The 18,144-nt window shown below is 73.0% G+C and carries 11 protein-coding genes and 1 tRNA gene; 5 read left to right on the forward strand and 7 right to left on the reverse strand.

Features of this window, described 5'->3' with window-relative positions; genetic code table 11:
• Positions 1–120: 120 nt before the first annotated feature.
• Positions 121–3,039 (reverse strand): hydrogen gas-evolving membrane-bound hydrogenase subunit E, encoded by a 2,919-nt coding sequence (gene mbhE, locus AB1460_RS18375; protein ID WP_368962781.1) that lies wholly within the window; start codon positions 3,037–3,039, stop codon positions 121–123.
• Positions 3,040–3,849: 810 nt separating this feature from the next.
• Between mbhE and AB1460_RS18380 the strand changes: the two genes are divergently transcribed.
• Together AB1460_RS18380 and AB1460_RS18385 are read left to right on the forward strand one after the other, a co-directional pair.
• On the forward strand, positions 3,850–4,572 hold the full coding sequence (locus tag AB1460_RS18380; RefSeq protein ID WP_368962783.1) for a hypothetical protein: 723 nt from the start codon (positions 3,850–3,852) through the stop codon (positions 4,570–4,572).
• A gap of 250 nt (positions 4,573–4,822) precedes the next feature.
• Complete coding sequence (locus AB1460_RS18385; RefSeq protein ID WP_368962784.1) at positions 4,823–6,631, forward strand: serine/threonine-protein kinase; 1,809 nt, start codon at positions 4,823–4,825, stop codon at positions 6,629–6,631.
• Positions 6,632–6,679: 48 nt separating this feature from the next.
• Here AB1460_RS18385 and AB1460_RS18390 read toward each other — a convergent pair whose 3' ends face one another.
• The 4 genes from AB1460_RS18390 to AB1460_RS18405 form a co-directional block, all read right to left on the reverse strand.
• Complete coding sequence (locus AB1460_RS18390; RefSeq protein ID WP_368962786.1) at positions 6,680–7,942, reverse strand: nucleotide disphospho-sugar-binding domain-containing protein; 1,263 nt, start codon at positions 7,940–7,942, stop codon at positions 6,680–6,682.
• Between the two features lie 141 nt (positions 7,943–8,083).
• Positions 8,084–8,746, reverse strand: coding sequence for a TetR/AcrR family transcriptional regulator (locus AB1460_RS18395; RefSeq protein ID WP_368962787.1), 663 nt, complete (start codon positions 8,744–8,746; stop codon positions 8,084–8,086).
• A gap of 118 nt (positions 8,747–8,864) precedes the next feature.
• Positions 8,865–9,389, reverse strand: a complete 525-nt coding sequence (locus tag AB1460_RS18400; RefSeq protein ID WP_368962789.1) for a DinB family protein — start codon at positions 9,387–9,389, stop codon at positions 8,865–8,867.
• 162 nt (positions 9,390–9,551) lie between these two features.
• Positions 9,552–12,119: a SulP family inorganic anion transporter gene (locus AB1460_RS18405; RefSeq protein ID WP_368962790.1), complete on the reverse strand. Its 2,568-nt coding sequence runs from the start codon at positions 12,117–12,119 to the stop codon at positions 9,552–9,554.
• Between the two features lie 747 nt (positions 12,120–12,866).
• Here AB1460_RS18405 and AB1460_RS18410 point away from each other — a divergent pair.
• Entirely contained in the window at positions 12,867–15,167 is a 2,301-nt protein-coding gene (locus tag AB1460_RS18410) for an MMPL family transporter (RefSeq protein ID WP_368962792.1), read from the forward strand.
• 245 nt (positions 15,168–15,412) lie between these two features.
• On the opposite strand, the gene AB1460_RS18415 is transcribed toward AB1460_RS18410, so the two are convergent.
• Positions 15,413–16,210 carry a hypothetical protein gene (locus AB1460_RS18415; RefSeq protein WP_368962793.1) on the reverse strand — a complete coding sequence of 266 codons (798 nt, stop codon included), beginning with the start codon at positions 16,208–16,210 and terminating at the stop codon, positions 15,413–15,415.
• 260 nt (positions 16,211–16,470) lie between these two features.
• Between AB1460_RS18415 and AB1460_RS18420 the strand changes: the two genes are divergently transcribed.
• Complete coding sequence (locus AB1460_RS18420; protein WP_368962795.1) at positions 16,471–17,376, forward strand: MBL fold metallo-hydrolase; 906 nt, start codon at positions 16,471–16,473, stop codon at positions 17,374–17,376.
• 190 nt (positions 17,377–17,566) lie between these two features.
• A complete protein-coding gene (locus AB1460_RS18425; protein WP_368962796.1) occupies positions 17,567–17,836 on the forward strand; it encodes a hypothetical protein in 270 nt (89 codons plus the stop codon).
• Between the two features lie 202 nt (positions 17,837–18,038).
• Here the strand turns inward: AB1460_RS18425 and AB1460_RS18430 are convergent.
• A tRNA-Ala gene (locus AB1460_RS18430) sits at positions 18,039–18,112 on the reverse strand.
• Positions 18,113–18,144: the final 32 nt, after the last annotated feature.

Consider the following 18,144-nt stretch of genomic DNA (forward strand, 5'->3'; position numbering starts at 1 on the left):
CTGGCAGGACGGCGTCCCCTACGACCCCACCGCCCACGGCGCACTCCAGACAGTCCTCAAACAAGACCAAAGAACGGTCGCCGATCAAGCTCGGCAAGTGGCGGCTTGACACAGGGCAACTCATGCCACCTCACTGCCCGCGGCCCGGCCGGATCCGGCCATCTGCGGCGGTGACGTCCGGGCCGCGCGCTCGGCGTCGGCCTCCTTGTCCACAGCGGTTCCCAGCGTGCGCAACAGCTCCAGCACCACCCCGATGATCAGAAGATAGACACCCATGTCGAAGAACACGCTGGTCACGAGCTCAACATGGCCCAGGATCGGCAGGTCCCCCTTGAACACGAAGCTGTCCAGCGCGGGATCGCCGGCGAGGGCCGGGGCCAGGCCCGCGGTGGCCGCCACCACCAGTCCGGTGCCGATGACCGCCGTCGGGACCACCGGCACGGCGGCGCCCACCTTGCGCCGGCGCCCGGCCACATACCGCAGCACGAAGGCGAGCCCGGCGACCAGCCCGCCGGAGAACCCGCCGCCGGTCCGGGTGTGCCCGGCGAACAGCAGGTAGGCGGAGAAGACCAGGACGACCGGGAAGACGGCCCGGGTGGTGACCTCCAGCAGCACGGACCGCGGGGGCATCGGGCCGGGGTCGACGCCGGGCGCGCTGTCGCCGGGCGGGTCGGCCGCACTTCCCGCGGGCGGGCGGGCGAGGAGCAACAGCGAGGCGACGCCGAGCGCCGCGACGGCGAGCACCGCGATCTCGCCGAGGGTGTCGAAGGCCCGGAAATCCACCACGATCGCGTTCACCACGTTCGTCGCCCCGGTCTCCTCCGGCGAGCGCGCGATGTACTCGCGGCTGACCTCCACCGAGGCGGCCCGTGAGCCGCTCGTCGCGATCGCCAGGCCCGCGACGAACGCGCCGACCGACAGTGCCGCGGCGATCCGCGCCAGCCGCAGCGGCGCGGAGCGGTCGGCCGTCGAGAAGCGGGCGGGCATCCGGCGCAGCACGAACACGAACGCGACCAGCGAGAGCGTCTCGACGAGGAACTGGGCGAGAGCGAGGTCCGGGGCGCCCTCCACGACGTACAGCGCACCGATGCCGTACCCGACCGCGCCCAGCAGCAGGGTCGCGGTGAGCCGGCCCGATGCCCGTACCACCGCCAGCGAGGCCAGGACGACGCCGGCCGCGAGCGGAAGCTGGATCCGGTAGTCCCACCAGGGCAGGTGCTCGGGCCACGAGGACGCCGTGACCAGCGCGCCACCCGGCACGGCCAGCACCGTGACCAGGATGACGCCCAGATAGACGGGCAGCGAGCCCGCCTGCAGCCGGCCGGTGACGGCCACCGACAGCCGGTCCAGCGCCCAGACTCCACGCTCGTACGCCCGCTGGGCGTCCAGGGCGCGGGGCAGCTGCGGGACCGGCGGCCAGGGCCGAAGTCCCGCTGCGAACACCAGTAGTCCCCCGGCGAGCGCGACCCCGGCAGCCGCGAGCGGCCAGCCCACGCCGTGCCAGAGCGCCAGGTGGTAGGCCTCGCCGTGCACCGGGAACCCGTCGGCGTAGGCGGCGACGAGCCGGTCGACGGCCGGGTAGGCGATGCCGAGCACGAGCCCGGCGATCGCCGGTACCGCCGCCGGCGCCACGAACACCGCCGCGGGCCTGGCCACCGCCCGCGGCGACGCCCCCCGCCGGGTACCGAAGCCACCCCACAGGAACCTCAGGGTGTACGCGGTCGTCAGCACCGCCCCCACCACGAGGACGGCGAGCAGTACCAGGTCGGCGACCCCGCCGTCGAGGAGCGCCTCGAAGGCCGCCTCCTTGCCGAGGAACCCCAGGAACGGCGGCAGACCGATCATGGACGCCGCCGCGAGCGCGGCGACCGCGCAGGTGCCGGGCAGGGCGCGCCACAGGCCCGACAGCTCGCGGACGTCCCGGGTACCGGCCTGGTGGTCGATGATGCCGACCACCATGAACAGCGCCGACTTGAAGAGCGCGTGCGCGATGATCAGCGTGGCGCCGGCGATCGCCGCCGTCCGCGACCCGAAGCCCACCAGCGCGGTGAGGAAACCGAGCTGGCTGATCGTGCCGAAGGCCAGCAGGCGTTTGAGATCGGTCTGGACCAGCGCGCGGATTCCGCCGAGAAGCATCGTCGCCGTCCCGAGGAGCACCGCCGGCACGCGCCAGCCCGCCACCTCGGCGAACGCCGGGGTGATGGTGGCGACGAGAAAGACGCCGGCCTTCACCATCGCCGCCGCGTGCAGATACGCGCTCACCGGCGTGGGCGCGACCATCGCGGACGGCAGCCAGGAATGGAAGGGAATCTGCGCCGACTTCGCCAGCGCGCCGACGAGAACGAGAACGAGAGCGACCACCACGGCCGGGCCCTCGGGAGGCGCCGCCAGAATGGCCGAGATCCGGTAGGTGCCGGCGGCCTGGCCGAGCAGCACGAACCCGAGGAGCATCGGCAGGCCGCCGGTCGAGGTCATCAGCAGGGCCTGCACCGCGGAACGCCGGTCGGCCGCACCCGCCCCACGCTGCCCGATCAGCAGAAACGACAGAACGGTCGTGAGTTCCCAGAAAACATAAAGGGTGAGCAGGTCATCGGACAGGACGAGGCCGAGCATCGCCCCCGCGAAGGCCAGCAGGGCGGCGCTCGGCCCGCCGTGCGGCGAGGCCGGCCCGTCCTCGTGGTTGTGATGGTGATAGGTGAACGAATAGAGCATCACCATGGCGCCGACGCCGGTGACAAGCAGCGCCATCAGCAGCGCCAGCGGCGACAGCCGGAGCGCCAGCTCCAGGTCGACCGTGCTCGCCCAGGTGACGACCTCGGAGAACCCGTTCTGGGCTGCCGAGGCCGCGTTCGCCGCTGTGGCACCTTCGGCGTGGGCGGCGCCCGCGCCGTCGAGGACCGCGGGAACGCGACTGGCCAGCCATCCGAAGGTGGCAGCCGGCGCCAGGGCGGCGATCAGGTAGGTGGCGCGCCCCAGCCGGGCGCCCAGCGCGGGCAGGGCCGCGGCGAGGACGATATGGGCGACTAGGGCGACGAACACACAGCACTCCGCTCATGCCGGCTCTCGGACCGTGTCATCGATCTGGCCATCGGTTCGCATCCCCAGATGTCGAGTTGTCAAGGTGTCACGTTGTGCCTGGCAGAGCTCCGCCAGCACGCCGGCCGCCGGAGCGTCTCGTACGTGCGGCGGCGGCGGCTGCAGGCCCCCGCCCGGACGTCCGGACGGGGCACGCCCAGAGGCGGACCAGGGCACTGATGCCCTGCCCGGCAGGCTCGGGCACGCGGCGCCTGCCGCATCCGCGTTGGCGCGGCGACCCGTGGACGGAGCAGCCGACCCGGTACGTCGGCATCGCCGCGGCCCCCCACAGCCCCCGCACGCCGCGGCGCCGCCGGGCGACTGGCCAGGGCTCGGACGCCCCGAGAGCCGCGCCACAATTCTCACGCACAGTGAGCAACCTGGGGTGGACCTTGAGCGTCTTACCTGCCGAAACCGCCTCGACGTGCTGCCATCCGACCATACACGAACGTATCCACCGATTACAGCGATAACAGTGCGTAACAGGCGGACCGCCGCGACGGGCGTCCACACCCGGCGTACACCGCGGACCGGACCACCGACACGGCTCTCTCCGCACCCTGCCAGGAATTTGCCCGCCAGCAAGAATCGGACAGATGAAATGCGCAGCAACCGAAAAGATTACGATCTTGGCACCGACGGGCTACCATCCCACCAGGTAATGCGATGTATTGTGATTCCCGCCCAACTGGGGTACCCGGGCGGTACGGGGCCATGCGGGCACTGCGCGACGACACCATTCGGTCTGTCCCACCGACCCCCGGAGCCGCAGGCATGACCGCGACCGCGATCGCATCCGCCAAAGCCGTCAGGAAACCACGACGGCGGGTCACCCGTCAGCTCCTGCTCACCGCCCACGTACTCGTGAGTGTCGGATGGAACGGCGTCGCGCTCGGCCAGCTGGCTCTCGCCGTGACCGCCGCGCTCGAGAGCGAGATCAGGCATCCGGCCTACGAGCTCATGCACGTGTTCGACCGGGCGCTCAACATCCCGCTCGCCCTGCTCACCCTGGTGACCGGAATTCTGATCTCCGTCCGCACTCCATGGGGCCTGTTACGCCACTGGTGGGTGGTGGCGAAGCTGGCAATCACCGTCATCGCGGTCATCTTCGCCGCCGCCTTCATGCGCACACTGATCGTGCGTGCCGGCCACGCGACCGCGGACGGAGAAGTCCATTACGGCGGCCCGGCAGCTGCCATCATCACGGGCGCGTGCCTGATGAACGCGCTGTTCATCACCGCCACGTTCCTGTCGACCCTGAAGCCCTGGGGACGCACCCGGCGTGGGCTGCGGGCCGTCCGCGCCCCGTCCCCCTCCAGCCAGCCGGCGGCGGGCACACGGGGTCCCGCGCACCCGACCGCGGTCGGCGGTACCAGCAGCGACAGCGAGCCGGCGGCAGCGACGGCAGCCCGGAACGCACCGCCTTCTCCGGAAGCTCCTACGGCGACCGATCAGGCAGTGACCGATCAGGCAGCGGAGGTCGCGCGCCTGCCATAGCAGGGCAGCCCGGGCAGGCATTCGCCGCCCGTTGTCGCTGTCAGAAACACGCCAACTCCGATGCGCAACATTCCGGCGGCGTAACGCCCACCTGCTGGCAGGATCCCGGCCAGCACCGACGGCGCCGTCCGGTCAACCGCGCCCGCGCGCCCGCGCACCGGAGGAGGACCGACAGACCGTGCGAGGACACGACGACTCCGCGGGTCCGCCGGGTCCACCAGGCTCACCGGGTCCACCAGGCTCACCGGGTGTGGTCACGCCCGGGCCGACCCGGGCGCCGGCCCCGGAGGAGTTCCTCTCCCCGCTGTGGTCCGACGACCCCTGTCGGGTCGGGCCGTTCCTGCTGCGCGGGCGCCTCGGCGCCGGCGGCATGGGCACGGTGTACCTCGGCCACGCGCACGACCGGCAACCCGTCGCGGTCAAGGTCATCCGTGCGGACATGGCCTCCGATCCCGACTTCCGCCGCCGCTTCGAACGCGAGGTGGCCGCGATGCGGCGGGTCGAGAGCCGGTTCACCGCGCCCCTGATCACCGCGGACGTCGGCGCGCCCCGGCCCTGGCTCGCCACCGCCTACGTGCACGGTCCGACGCTGCGCGCGAGCGTGGAGCGAAACGGGCCGCTTCCGGCCGAGAGTGTGCTCATGCTGGCCGCCGGGGTCGCGGAGGCGTTGCTCGCCATCCACGGCGCAGGCGTCATCCACCGTGATCTGAAACCGGCGAACGTCCTCCTGACGCTGGACGGCCCGCGGGTGATCGACTTCGGGATCGCACGGGCGGCCGACCACTCCGGCAGCACGACGACCGGACGGATCATCGGCTCACCCGCCTACATGTCGCCCGAGCAGGCCCGCGGCGAACGGGTGGATGCCGCCTCCGACGTCTTCGCCCTCGGCTCGGTCCTCGCCTTCGCCGCCACCGGGCGCAACGCCTTCGGCGAGGGCAACACCGCCGATGTCATCTACCGGATTGTCCGCGAGAAACCGGTCCTCACCGGCGTCGGCGGCGACCTGCGCGGGCTGATCGAGGCCTGTCTGGCCAAGGTCGCGGACCAGCGGCCAGGGCCCGCCGAGGTTCTCGCCCGCTGCCTGGCCGAGCCGTCCACCGTCGCGCAGACGACAACCTGGCTCCCGGTACCCGTGCTGGCAGAGATCAGCCAACGACAAAGGCACCCGGATGTCGCCGTCACGCCCCCGGCCCTCCCTGCGCCCAGGGCGCCGACGGGTCCCGGAACGCCCGAGAAGCCTGCACCGGCGGCGGCGTTCGTAACGCCGCCCCCACCGCCCGCACCGCCCGTGACGGCGGCGCGGCGTCCACCGCGGACTGCCGTCGCCGCGGTCTGCGTGCTGGCGGCCTGCGCGCTGGCCGGCGCGCTCACGGCGACTCCGGCGCGCACGATCCTCCGGCCCTGGGAGCTACTGCCCGGACGCGGCGACGGAAGCGAGGCACCGGCCGACCCGTCCTCCCCGTTCTCGCCTGCCGGATCAGGCAGCACGGCCGTGCCGGAGCGGCTCCCCGGCGCAGGCCCCGACCCCCGACCGGCCGACGGTGCCACCGCCGGAGCGCCCACGTCGTCGCCCGACCCGGCCGCGGGCGGCCCGGCCCCGGCCCCAAACGCGGGCGCGGACGCGGACACGGACGACCGGGACGACCGGGACGGCCTCCCTGCTGACGGAGACCGCCAGCCTCCCCCGGAGGGTCAGCGCCAGACCGCGCCGCCGGGCCATCAGGACCAGCCCTCGGCCTTTCCCTGGCCCCAGGTTCCGAGCCCGGACCGCGATCCGGACCCTCCGGCAGAGAATCCGAGCCCGCGTCCCACCACAGCGGCGCCCACCGCCGTTCAGGTCTCACCGACGCCGGAGGAAGGCTCCGGGACGGCCCCGCCCCAGCCTTCGCCTCCGCCGTCATCGCATCCGGCACCGTCACGGTCCGCCGCCCCGGCGGAGCCGACCGAGCTGCCGGCACCGACCACGGCCCCGGACGATGGTGACAGTGGCGGCGGCGATCCGCCGTCCCAGGACATCCCGCCCGATCCGTCAGCGCACGCCGGCCCGCAGCCCTGAGCTGACCGGACAGCCGGGCCCGGCCACCCGGCTGCCCGGCTGCCCGGATCAGGCCGCGTGGCGGCTGGCCGCCGCGCCGGAAGCCCGCTGAGCGGCCAGTTCCTCCGCCACCGCCGCGAAGCTCTCCCCGCCGCCGTGCTCATGGATGCGGCGCGAGGCGCTCAACGCCCCGGCACGCCCGTCCATCGCGGTGCGGACGGCGGCCCGGAGGCGCTCGGCGGTCAGCCGCTTCGCCGGCAGCAGCACACCTGCGCCGGCCTCCGCCACGCGCCGGGCGACCTCCGGCTGGTCCCTCCCGAACGGCACCGCGACGATCGGCACCCCGGCGGCGACCGCCTTCTGCACGATCCCCATCCCGCTGTGGCAGACGACGGCGGCCGCGCGTTCGAGGACCGGCCCGTGCGGGACGAACCGCTCCACCCGGACGTTCGCCGCCGCCGGCAGCTCGACCCGCCCGTAGGCGTCGGCCAGGGTGACCACCACGCGGACCGGCTCGTCCCGCAGCGCCTCGACCGCCGCCTGGGCGAGACGCTCGTCCCCCTGGTAGTCCGTCGACGTCGTGACGAGCACCCAGGGGTCGCCGTCCTCCGTCAGCCAGGACGGAGTCTCCCCCGGCGGGTCGTAGATCTGGGCGCCGACAAACCGCACCTGCGGGGGCGCGTCCGAACGCGGGTACTCCAGCGGCGCGCCGGTGAGCACCAGGAGACGGTCGGCTTCCTGGAAGTAGTCGAGGGGGCTGGTCAGCGGGGCGAGCCCGGCGTCGGCCCGCATCGCGTTCAGGCCGGGCAGCATCGCCGCGCCGAACTGGCGGATGACCAGCGGCCACAGCACTCGGTCCCGCAGCCGGCCCACGGGGCCGCGGGCCGGTGCGAGCCCGATCCCGTACGGCGGTATGCCCTTGCCGCGCAGCGGGACAAGGGACGGGAGGAGGATCCCCCATGGCCGGCCAGAGGCCCGTGCGGCGACCGCGGCGCCGTATGCGTTGGTGTCGACGAGGATCACGTCCGGGTCGACCTCCGCGACCGCCCGCTCGAGGTCGGCCCCTTCCAGGGGGCCGCGCGCCATCAGCCCGGACAGTGCGCGCCGCAGCTGGGCGGGGCCCGTCCCGGTCGCGTCCGCCTTGACCTCGATCTCGTCGATCCGCGGATCCGTGGGCGCTGTGCGCAGGCCTTCGGCCCAGGGGCCGTCCACCAGCCTGGCTCCGATCCTTACGTGGACCTCGTGGCCGCGGTCCCGCAGGGCGCGAAGACCCGGGACGAGCGGGAACAGGTGACCGGGCGCGGTGGTGCAGTAGACGAGAAAGCGGGCCATGGGTGCGCTCCTTGGGCAGGGCGAATCACCACCCGGCACCGGTGGCGCGGGCGGGACACAGCGGGTCCGAACAGTCGGACGAGAGACGAGACACGCCGAGACGAGACGAGACGCGCCGGGACGGGACGGCGCCGGCAGCGGTCAGAAGGTCGCCGCGGGCGCCGCACCCGCACCGTCGGTCGAGCCCGCGGGAGAGGCGGCAGGCGAGACAGCGGCCGCAAGGCACGCCGCGATGAGATCGGCGACCGCGGCCTGCGCGGCCGCCACGGACAGCCCCTGGTCGCGGCGCAGCACCAGCCACAGCTCGACGCCGCACACCGCGGTGAGCCGGCCGAGGAGATCATGGCGGCGCGCCGGTGGCAGGCGGTCGAGGTCGGTGGCGAAGGCGGTGGCCGTCCAGTCGCGGTGGGATCGCCGGCCGGCGTCCGCCACCTCCGCCAGGGCCGGCGATGTGTCGCGCTCGCGGATCGCGCGGTCGGTCACCGTCCCCCACCGCTCGTACTGCTGGGCGATGCGCGCCGCGACCGCGGCCGGGTCCGACGTGGTCGGCGCTCCGCGGGTCGCCTCGATCTGCGGAGCCAGCCAGGCACCGACGGCACGGATCAGGCCGTCCTTCGTACCGACCCTCCTGATGACCGTCTGCACGCCGACGCCGGCGCGTTCCGCCACCGCGGCGAGGGTGATCTGGTCGATCGACCGCCCGGCGAACATCTCGGCGCCGGCTTCGAGAATGCGCTCGGTGTTCGCGTCGGCGGCCTGTGCCCGCTGACGCTGCTGGTAGCCGCGCACCGTGTCCGCTTTCACGGTATTTACGTTACCGCGAAATGGAGGGTGCGGACGGCGCGCCCGCTGTCGCCCGCCCGACCGCCGCGAGCCGGCACAGCGCCCTGCCGGCGCCGGCATCACGGTGGTCCGACCGGCGTCAGCCCATGGTGCGGCTGCCGTCCAGGGCCTCGCGGATGATGTCGGCGTGGCCGGCGTGCTGCGACGTCTCGGCGATCAGGTGGAGCAGGACCCGGCGGTACGACCAGCGCGCACCGGGCTCGAACCACGGCGCTTCCGGCAGCGGCCGCGACTCGCTGAGCTCCGGCAGCGCGCTGAAGACCGCGGTGGTCCGCTCGGCGGTCTGGTCGTAGGCGGCGAGCAGCCCGGCCAGGGTCTCGCCGGGCAGGACCTCGAACTGCCCGGCCCACTGTTCGGGCGAGGCCTCCTTCTGGTCGCCCAGGACGAAGGCGACCCACGACTGCTCGACCGCCGTCACATGCTTGATCAGCCCGCCCAGGCACAGCGCACTGACGGTGGTGCGCTCGGCCGCCTGCCCGTCAGTGAGGTCGCGGGTCGTGTAGCGCAGGAAGTGCCGGTGCTGCGCCAGGGTCGCCAGCAGGTCGTCCTGCTCGGTGACCGTCTGCGTCCCGGCGCTGTCCGCGATGTCGACCGTGCTGCTCATGGTGCTGCCTCCGAGGTCCGGGACCCGCCGCCGCGCACTCGTGAGGTGCGGGCTCGGCGGGTCGCTGTGGACGTCACGGTAGGCACGATTGCGGACAGGTCCGTTCCGCAATGACCGGAGCGGGCAGGCGGTGTCGCCCGCTCCGGGGCCGCGCTCAGGCGCTCAGTGCCCGACGGCGTCCGCCAGGCGCTGGCCGCTCTCCAGCGCGGGCAGCAGGCTGCCCGGCGGGATCTCGAACCGGTCGGTGGCCTCGTCCAGGACGATGGCGCGGGCCGTCGCGATGTCGAACCACATGCCGACCAGGTGCAGCTGGCCGGCGGCCTCGGCGCGGCGCACCACGGAGAGCCCGCGCAGGGCGACCAGCTGCTGGGCGACGCTGATCCGGCTGAGCTCGTCGGCATCTGCCGGCAGGCCGCCCGTCTCCCGTTCGGCGCGGGCGAGGGCCGGCTCGCCGTGGCGCAGCCATGCCTCCAGATGGCGCAGCGGGGCGGGGCCCCGCCCCGAACCGTGGCCCTTGCCGTGGTCCGGATCGTGGCTGTGCTCGCTCCGGGTGAACAGCGCGTTCACGGCACCGCATCCGGAGTGCCCGCAGACGGCGATCGTGCGCACGCCGAGGATCTCGACCGCGTACTCGATCGCGGCCAGCGTCGAGTCGCCGACCGCGTGCGGGCCGGGAACGAACGCACCCGGCGTCCGCACCGTGAACAGGTCGCCCGGGCCGCTGCTGGTGATGACATTCGGCACCAGCCGGGAGTCGCTGCAGGTGATGAACAGGGTGGACGGGCGCTGACCCGCCTGCAGCTCGGTCAGGTAGGGCTCGAGCATCGGCGCGGTCCGGCGGTGGAACTCGTCCACACCGTTGAGCAGCCGCTGCTGGTCGTGGAGCTGATCGTGCTGCCAGGACGACCAGGGCGCCAGCCAGCGCGGCGTCCGCGGCGGGCGGGCGTGGTGGCGGCCGGACCGACCGCCGAGCAGGTTCGCCAGGACCCGCTGGTTCCGCGGCCGGGTCGGCGCGGACGGCAACGCCATCGGGACGTAACCGACCGGGTCGACGGTCACCGTGACGCCGGCCCGGAGCCGCTCGGCGATCCAGTCGTCCAGCATCTTGTGCGCGCCGTGGTCGAGGTAGTCGACCGCCAGGTCGAGCCGGACGGGCGCTCCCGGCGGCACCTCGGCCAGCCGGCGTGCGAGCCGGGGCAGCGAGAGGAAGGTCAGCGCCCCCTCGACGACCACCCGCCACGGCGAGCCCGGCCCGGTCGGGGGGTGGACGTTGACGGGCGCGACCAGCGTGCGGCGCAACGCGAGCAGCAGTGCCGTCGCGATGCCGATCAGGACGCCTTCCAGCAGGTTGAGCAGCACCACGCCGATGACGGTCGTCAGGTAGATGGCGAGCTCGCCGTGGCGGGCGATGGCGCGGATGTGCGCCAGGTCGACCAGCCGGAGACCTATGACGACGAGCAGCCCGGCGAGCACCGCCAGCGGGATCTTCCCGACCAGGGGCGCCATCAGCAGCGCGAAGCCGGCCATCCACAGGCCGTGCAGGATCGCGGACCGCCGGCTGCGCGCGCCCGCCCGGACGTTGGTCGAGCTGCGCACGATGACACCGGTGACGGGCAGGCCGCCCAGCAGGCCGGAGACGGTGTTGGCCGCACCCTGCCCGAGCAGCTCGCGGTCCAGGTCGCCGCGCGGCCCGGAGTGCATCGCCTCCACGGCGACCGCGGACAGCAGCGACTCGATGCTCGCGACGAGGGCGACAGTCAGCACCGCCAGCGCGACGGCTCCCCACTCCCCGCTCGCCGGCACCGCCGGCAGCGCGATCGCGCCCAGCAGGTCGTCCGGCAGGGCGACCCGCGGGACGTCGAAGGCCAGCGAGGCGACGGTCGCGGCGGACACCGCCGCCAGCGGCGCCGGGACGGCGGACAGCGGCCGCGGCAGCCGCGGCCACAGCACGGTGAGCGCGATCGTGATCAGGCCGAGCAGCGCGGCGGCGGGCACCGCCGGCGAGGCCAGCTCACCGGGCAGAACCACGAGGTTGTCCCAGGCCGCCGAACCGGCGGTACCGCCCAGCACGACGTGGACCTGGCCGATGACGATCGTCAGCCCGATGCCGGCGAGCATGCCGTGCACGACGGCGGGTGAGATCGCGAGGGCTGCCCGGGCGACCCGGCTCAGCCCGAACAGGATCTGCACGACGCCCGCGGCGGCGGTGACAAAACAGGCCACCCGCCAGCCATGGGTGATGACGATCTCCGCCACGACCGCGGTGAGGCCGGCCGCGGGCCCGGACACCTGCAGCGGGACCCCGCCGAGCGCACCAGCCACGACACCGCCGACGACCGCGGCGATGATGCCGGCGACCACCGGTGCGCCCGAGGCGACAGCAATACCCAGCGAGAGCGGAAGCGCCACGAGGAAGACCACGACGGACGCTTCGAGATCGTGACGCCAGACCCCGCGGGGCGCACCGTCGGTCGGCCCACCGGCGGAATCGCCGGTGGGGTCGTCGGTCGGGCCCGCGGCGGGGTCGGCGCTGTCGGGAGTTGGGTCCGGCGCGCCCGCGCCTCGGCGGGCTCGGCGCCATGGGGCACGCGGAAGTGCCCGGCGCGGCCCAGTTTCGGTGGGGACGGCAGTACCGACCCCGGTGGCGGTCTCGGACGGATATGGCAGCGCGGTCGGGAAGGGCGTCACCGACGGCGGCCGGCTTCTTGGCTCGTGGTGCTCGGCGTGCACGATCGTCTCCTCGGCGAGGGCGCAACGTCAGCGTCAGGCCATCAGATCTCGATGTTGAGTAGTACAGGTTCGAACACGTTACGTGATGTGAAGTGGTAACTCCCGCCTTGACCACTACTCCGTGGTAGGCGCGATGTAGCTACCCGGCAAGATACCCAGTCGGGCAACCAGAAATGGACGCTGAGAGCGTCCTCCCAAAATCTTAGGGTAGCCATCTCAGGCAACCTGGGAGTAAAGGTCTCAGCGCCTGGCTACCTGCGTCCCGCCCGCGTCCGGGGCTTTCGGCCCGCCCCACCCCGCCAGGTGACGACGAGCACTGCCCGGGATACAGAAAGCGCTGGTCCGGGCGCCACGGGCTCCACGAAGCGGGCAGGTCGATCATTATGTGGGCATGCCGGATCACCGTGCGTTGCCGGGACCTGCCGAAGCGGCGGCTTCTGCCGAGGCGGCGGTCTGCGCCGGGCGACGCGCAGCGGGCCGCAGCTGGCAGACCGGGGGGATCCGTACCCCGCCCCGCGACTGTTCCCCGGACGGGCCGACCAGTGCGCGACAGGGGAGTCAGCGATGCGACGCGCGGTGCCGGTCTGCCCGTCACCGGCCCGACAGATCCCGACGGAGATCGGTGTCAGTGTCGGACAGGCCGCGAACGCAGTGGTCCGGCCAGCCGGCCGAGCGCTGCGGGACCGCAGCGCACCGCCGTGTGATCGGCACGAGGTGGCCGCCGTGGCCACGCATCGAGGAGGAGTGATGTCCGGGTTCCTGTACCGGGTGGGGTGGCTGGCTGCGGGCCGGCCGTGGCGTGTGATCGCCGTCTGGGTCGCCGGGCTGGTGGTGGCGACCGGGCTTGCCATGGCCCTCGGCGGTGAGCCCCACGACAACTACGACGCCCCGGGGACGCCCTCCCAGCGCGGCACCGACCTGCTGCGCGCCGAGTTCCCGGCGCTCGCCGAGGCCCAGGCCCGGGTGGTGCTGCACGATCCCGACGGCGCCCGCGTCGGGACGGACATCACGACCGAGGTCGCCCGGCGGCTGGGTGAGGTCCCGTCCGTCGCCATCGTCAGCCCGCCGCGGCTGTCCACCGACGGCGACACCGCGCTGTTCACACTGAACTACGACCAGCCGGTCACCGACCTCGGCGGCGCCGAGGCGATCGACCATCTCGTCGAGGCCGCCTCCCCCGCGGAGCGGGCGGGCCTGACCACCGAGTTCGGCGGCCAGGTCGCCGAGAACATCCAGGAGGTCAACGGCCGCGCCGAGGCGGTCGGCATCGGGTTCGCGCTGATCATCCTGCTCGTCGCCTTCGGCTCCATCACGGCCGCCGGTGTGCCGCTGGCCGTCGCCCTCGTCGGCCTGGGGATCGGCACCGCCGGCATCACCCTCATCGCGGCCGGCACCGACGTCAGCACGATCGCGCCGACCCTCGCCTCGATGGTCGGCATCGGCGTCGGCATCGACTACGCCCTCCTGCTCGTCACCCGGCACGTCGAGGGCCTGCGGAGCGGGCTGACCGTGCGGGAGGCCGCCGCCCGTGCCAACAGCACCGCCGGTGTGTCCGTGCTGTTCGCCGGCGTGACCGTCGTGCTGTCGCTGATGGGCCTGCGACTGGTCGGCCTGAACACCTACGTCACCACCGGTTTCACCACGGCGGCGGTCGTCGTGACCATCGTGATCACCGCGCTCACGCTGGTCCCGGCGCTGTGCGGCCTGGCGGGCACCCGGCTGCTCGGCCGCCGCGCCCGGGCTGCCCTGACCACGGGCGGGGACACCGCGGGCGCACCCGACACGGGCGCCGTGCCGGTGGCGGCCGGTGCGCGCCCGGAGCCTCGGCAGACTCTGACCGCCGTCTGGGCCGGGCGCATCGGCCGTCGGCCGCTGCCGTGGGCGATCGGCGCCCTGCTGCTCCTGCTGCTGCTCGCCGCGCCCGTCCTCGGCATGCGCACCTGGCCGCAGGACGCGGGAAGCCAGCCGGACTCCACCTACCAGCGGCGCGCCTACGACCTGATCGCCGCCGAGTACGGCCCTGGCGCCAACGGCCCACTGATCATCGCCGCTGACCTGCAGAAGGTCGCCGCCGCCGACCTCGAGGGCATCGTCAACCGCATCAGGGCGACCCCGGACGTCGCCGCCGTCCAGCCGCCGATCGTCGCGCCGAGCGGCAACGCCGCGGTCATCATCGTCACGCCCACCGTCGCCCCGAGCGACGCGCGCGCCGCCGAGCTGGTGCACCACCTGCGCGAGGACGTCCTGCCCGCGGGCGTCGAGATCACCGGCCTGACCGCCGTCTTCACCGACCTGGCCAGCTGGATGTCGGACCGGTTGTGGTGGGTGGTCGGCTTCGTCGTCGGTGTGTCGCTGCTGCTGCTGACCCTGGTGTTCCGCTCGCCGGTGGTCGCTCTGAAGGCCGCGGTGATGAACCTGCTCTCGATCGCGGCCGCCTACGGTGTCGTCACCGCGGTCTTCCAGTGGGGCTGGGGCACCGAGCTGCTCGGCCTGCCACACAGCATCCCGATGTCGAGCTGGCTGCCCGTGCTGATGTTCACCGTCCTGTTCGGCCTGAGCATGGACTACGAGGTGTTCCTCCTCTCGCGCATCCGCGAGGACTACCTTGCGACCGGCGACGCGCACGGCAGCGTCGTGCGCGGGCTCGCCGCCACCGGCCGGGTGATCAGCTCCGCCGCCCTGATCATGATCGCGGTGTTCGCCGGCTTCGCCCTCGACCCGGACGTCACGGTCAAGATGGTCGGCGTCGGCATGGCGGTCGCGGTCCTGGTCGACGCCACGATCATCCGCATGGTCCTGGTACCGGCCACGATGGCACTGCTCGGCCGGGCGAACTGGTGGCTTCCCGGCTGGCTCGACCGGATCATGCCCCACGTGGACGTCCATGGTGCCGCGGTGGCCACGCCCGCCACGATCACGACCCCGACGGTTCCCCCGACCACGGATGCCGTCGTGGCCACGACGGCCCCGGGCACGGCGACCACCCCGAGTACCGCGGACGCTTTGGCCGAGCCCAGGACCGCGGAAGGAACAACCCAGCCCGTCTGACTCATCCACCGGCAGCGCAGCACACCCACCGGCGCCGCCACCGCCACCGGCGCCGCCACCGCCACCGGCGCCGGGCCGCGGAACGCGGGCACGGCGTCACGGGAACCGGCTCGACCAGCTGGCGCCGGGACGCCCTGCCGTGCCTGTCAACGTGTTCCTGCCGCTCAACGTGCTCCTGCCGCGGCGTGCAGGGCGGCGACCCGGTTCGCCGCCCGCAGGAGGAGACGATCCGCGGATCTGGCGGGTCAGATCTCCCGGCCGCGGAGCCGCAGGGTGACGGTGCCGGCGGCGAGCAGCCAGACCGGGGCGAGGATCCCGGCCGAGTAGGGCAGGCCGACGGCCACCGTCGCCGTGATGGAGATGCCGGCGAGAACAGCGCTGACGATGCCGAACCAGGTCGGCAGAACCCGGTGCCGGAGCGACACCACCGCGACGCAGGCTGCCGCCGCGATGACGCCCCACCAGGCGGCGTACTGCATCTGGCTGACCACCACGGCGAGCACCTCGACGTCCGTCTTCGTGTAGAAGGAGTTGTCGATGCCGCCCGGGACACCGCCGGCCAGAACGTGCTTGAGGCCGAAGCTGAACATCAGCCCGCCGAGCGCTGCCGCAAAGGCGAGTTTCGCGGCCGGTACCGCGAGACTGTCCGGCGCTCGGCGCTCCAGAAGGCGTGTCAGCCCGGCCGCGAAGCCGAGCAGCAGCAGAACGGCGACGAAGCCGATCGAGCCGCCCAGCCAGAGGGCGACGCGGTGGTCACCGGCGGCCTGGTAGATCGCGTCGGTGCCGTCCCGGGTGATCGACTCGTCCGGGTCCCAGCCGAGTATGAACGAGCCGACGGGTGCCAGCACGGCCGCGGCGAGGCCGGCCAGTGGCCACCGCGAGCGGGCCGGTCTGCCGGCGTCCTCGGCGCTCGGGCCGGGGCCGGTGCCGGGCCGGGCGTCAGGCGTGTGGCGCGCGTCAGGGCTGTGGCGGTGCCGGGCCTGCACCGGCCGGTTATCGGCGCCCGAGTAGCCGTAGGCGTCGTAGGAACCGGTAACAGTCATCTGGGCTCTCCTGTTCGTGGCCAGGAGGCTGCCTTGCGGGCCGGCAGCACTCGGCGATGACCGAAACAATGCGGCGCGACGCCATGAACCAGCCACGGTGGCACCCGGCGCTTTCACGGGGAGGGCACCACCACCACCACCGCCGCGGACGGGTCAGCCTGTACACGCGCCCCGTCCGGTGCGCAGGTCCGGCACGGCTGCGCATCGTCGCCCCATCGTTTCTAGAGCCGGGCTTGAGCGCGGACCGTGACCGTCTGCGCATGCCGACATTCACGGGCGACCCGCGCCTCGACGAAGTGGCCGATGGCGTGCACGCGTTCCTGCAGCCCGACGGGGGATGGTGCCTGAACAACGCCGGGGTCCTGGCGGGGCGGGGAAAGTCGCTGCTCATCGACACTGCGGCGACCGAGAAACGGGCCAGGTTGCTGCGCGCGTTCACCGACAGGTTCGCCCCGCCGCGGGCGATCGTCACCACCCACGCGCACGGTGACCACACGTTCGGGAACTTCGTCTTCCCGGAGGCACTCGTGATCGGCCACGAGCGGACCAGACGGGAGGCGGAACGGGCCGGCCTGCACCTGACCACGCTGTGGCCGGAGGTCGACTGGGGCGGCATCGAGCTGATGCTGCCGGAGCTGACCTTCACCGAGCCGGTGGCGATGTCGCTCGGCGGGCACGACATCGAGCTGCACTCGTTCGGGCCGGCCCACAGCGGCTGCGACACGGTCGTCTGGCTGCCCCGCCAGCGCGTTCTTTTCGCGGGCGACCTGCTCATGTCCGGCGTGACGCCGTTCGTGCTGACCGGGTCGGTGCGCGGGCTGCAGAGCGCTGTGGCGCGACTGCGGTCGTTCGGCGCGGAGACCATCATCCCGGGGCACGGGCCGGTCGGCGGGCCGGAGCTGCTCGACGTGAGCGAGGGGTACCTCACCTGGCTCACCGACCTGGCACGGGCCGGCCTGGCGCAGGGAGTCCCCCCGTTGCAGGCCGCCCGGGACGCCGACCTGGGAAGGTTCGCGGGCCTTCTCGACAGTGAGCGACTGGCGCCGAACCTGTACCGTGCCTACGACGAGTTCCGCGGCGAGAGCCATGACGGTATCTCGGACGTCGACCAGCTTTTCGCCGCGATGGTGGAGCTGCACGGCGGGATTCCCACCTGCCGTGCCTGACGCACCCCGCCTTCCACCACCTCGATGCCCGAGTCCTCTCATCGGGATTCGATGCGGAGGCGATTCCGGGACCGTCCGGGATACCCGCACGGACGGCCACCGAAAGCCGTAGCAGACCCGCAGGGGCGCACCCCGCGGACAGGATCCGCAGGGTGCGCAGGCGAGCGGAACGCGGGTGCCGGTGGCCTGGTTGTCGGATTCAGCCAGCTGCTCGCGCGGTGCCGAGAGCGCTGGCTCCTCTCCCGGCAGCGGGCCGTTTCGCGCGGCCGGGCAGGGAACGGATCGTCACGCCACCGGCCGCCCGATCTCCCCCGCACCTGCCCTGCGCGGCACCACATCCGCGGGCAGGGCAGTGGATCACGCCGCGCTGCGCAACGCGATCGTCATGGTCATCCCCGACCCGGAAAGCACACTCGTCACGACCTGGCCCGAGGACGCCCGACCCCGAGAACCTCCGTGATCGACCCACAAGGACGACAACCGCACTTGTCCCGACAGATTCGCGAGGTGGAGGAGGAAGCCCCTGAGCCGGATAAAAGCCCGACCCCACAACAAGAAAAAACCAAACCCGGATACAACTCCCGGGGGGTCTCGGAGGGCTCGACCCCCCGGAAAAACAACAAACAATCAAACCGGCGAAGCAAGCAAAGCCAGATTGTTTGTGGAGCTGAGGGGATTCGAACCCCTGACCCTCACACTGCCAGTGTGATGCGCTACCAGACTGCGCCACAGCCCCATATTAAGTTCAGCTGCCCGTACTGTACCGGA

The organism is Parafrankia sp. FMc2 (assembly GCF_041008525.1).
Classification (GTDB): Bacteria; Actinomycetota; Actinomycetes; order Frankiales; family Frankiaceae; genus Parafrankia.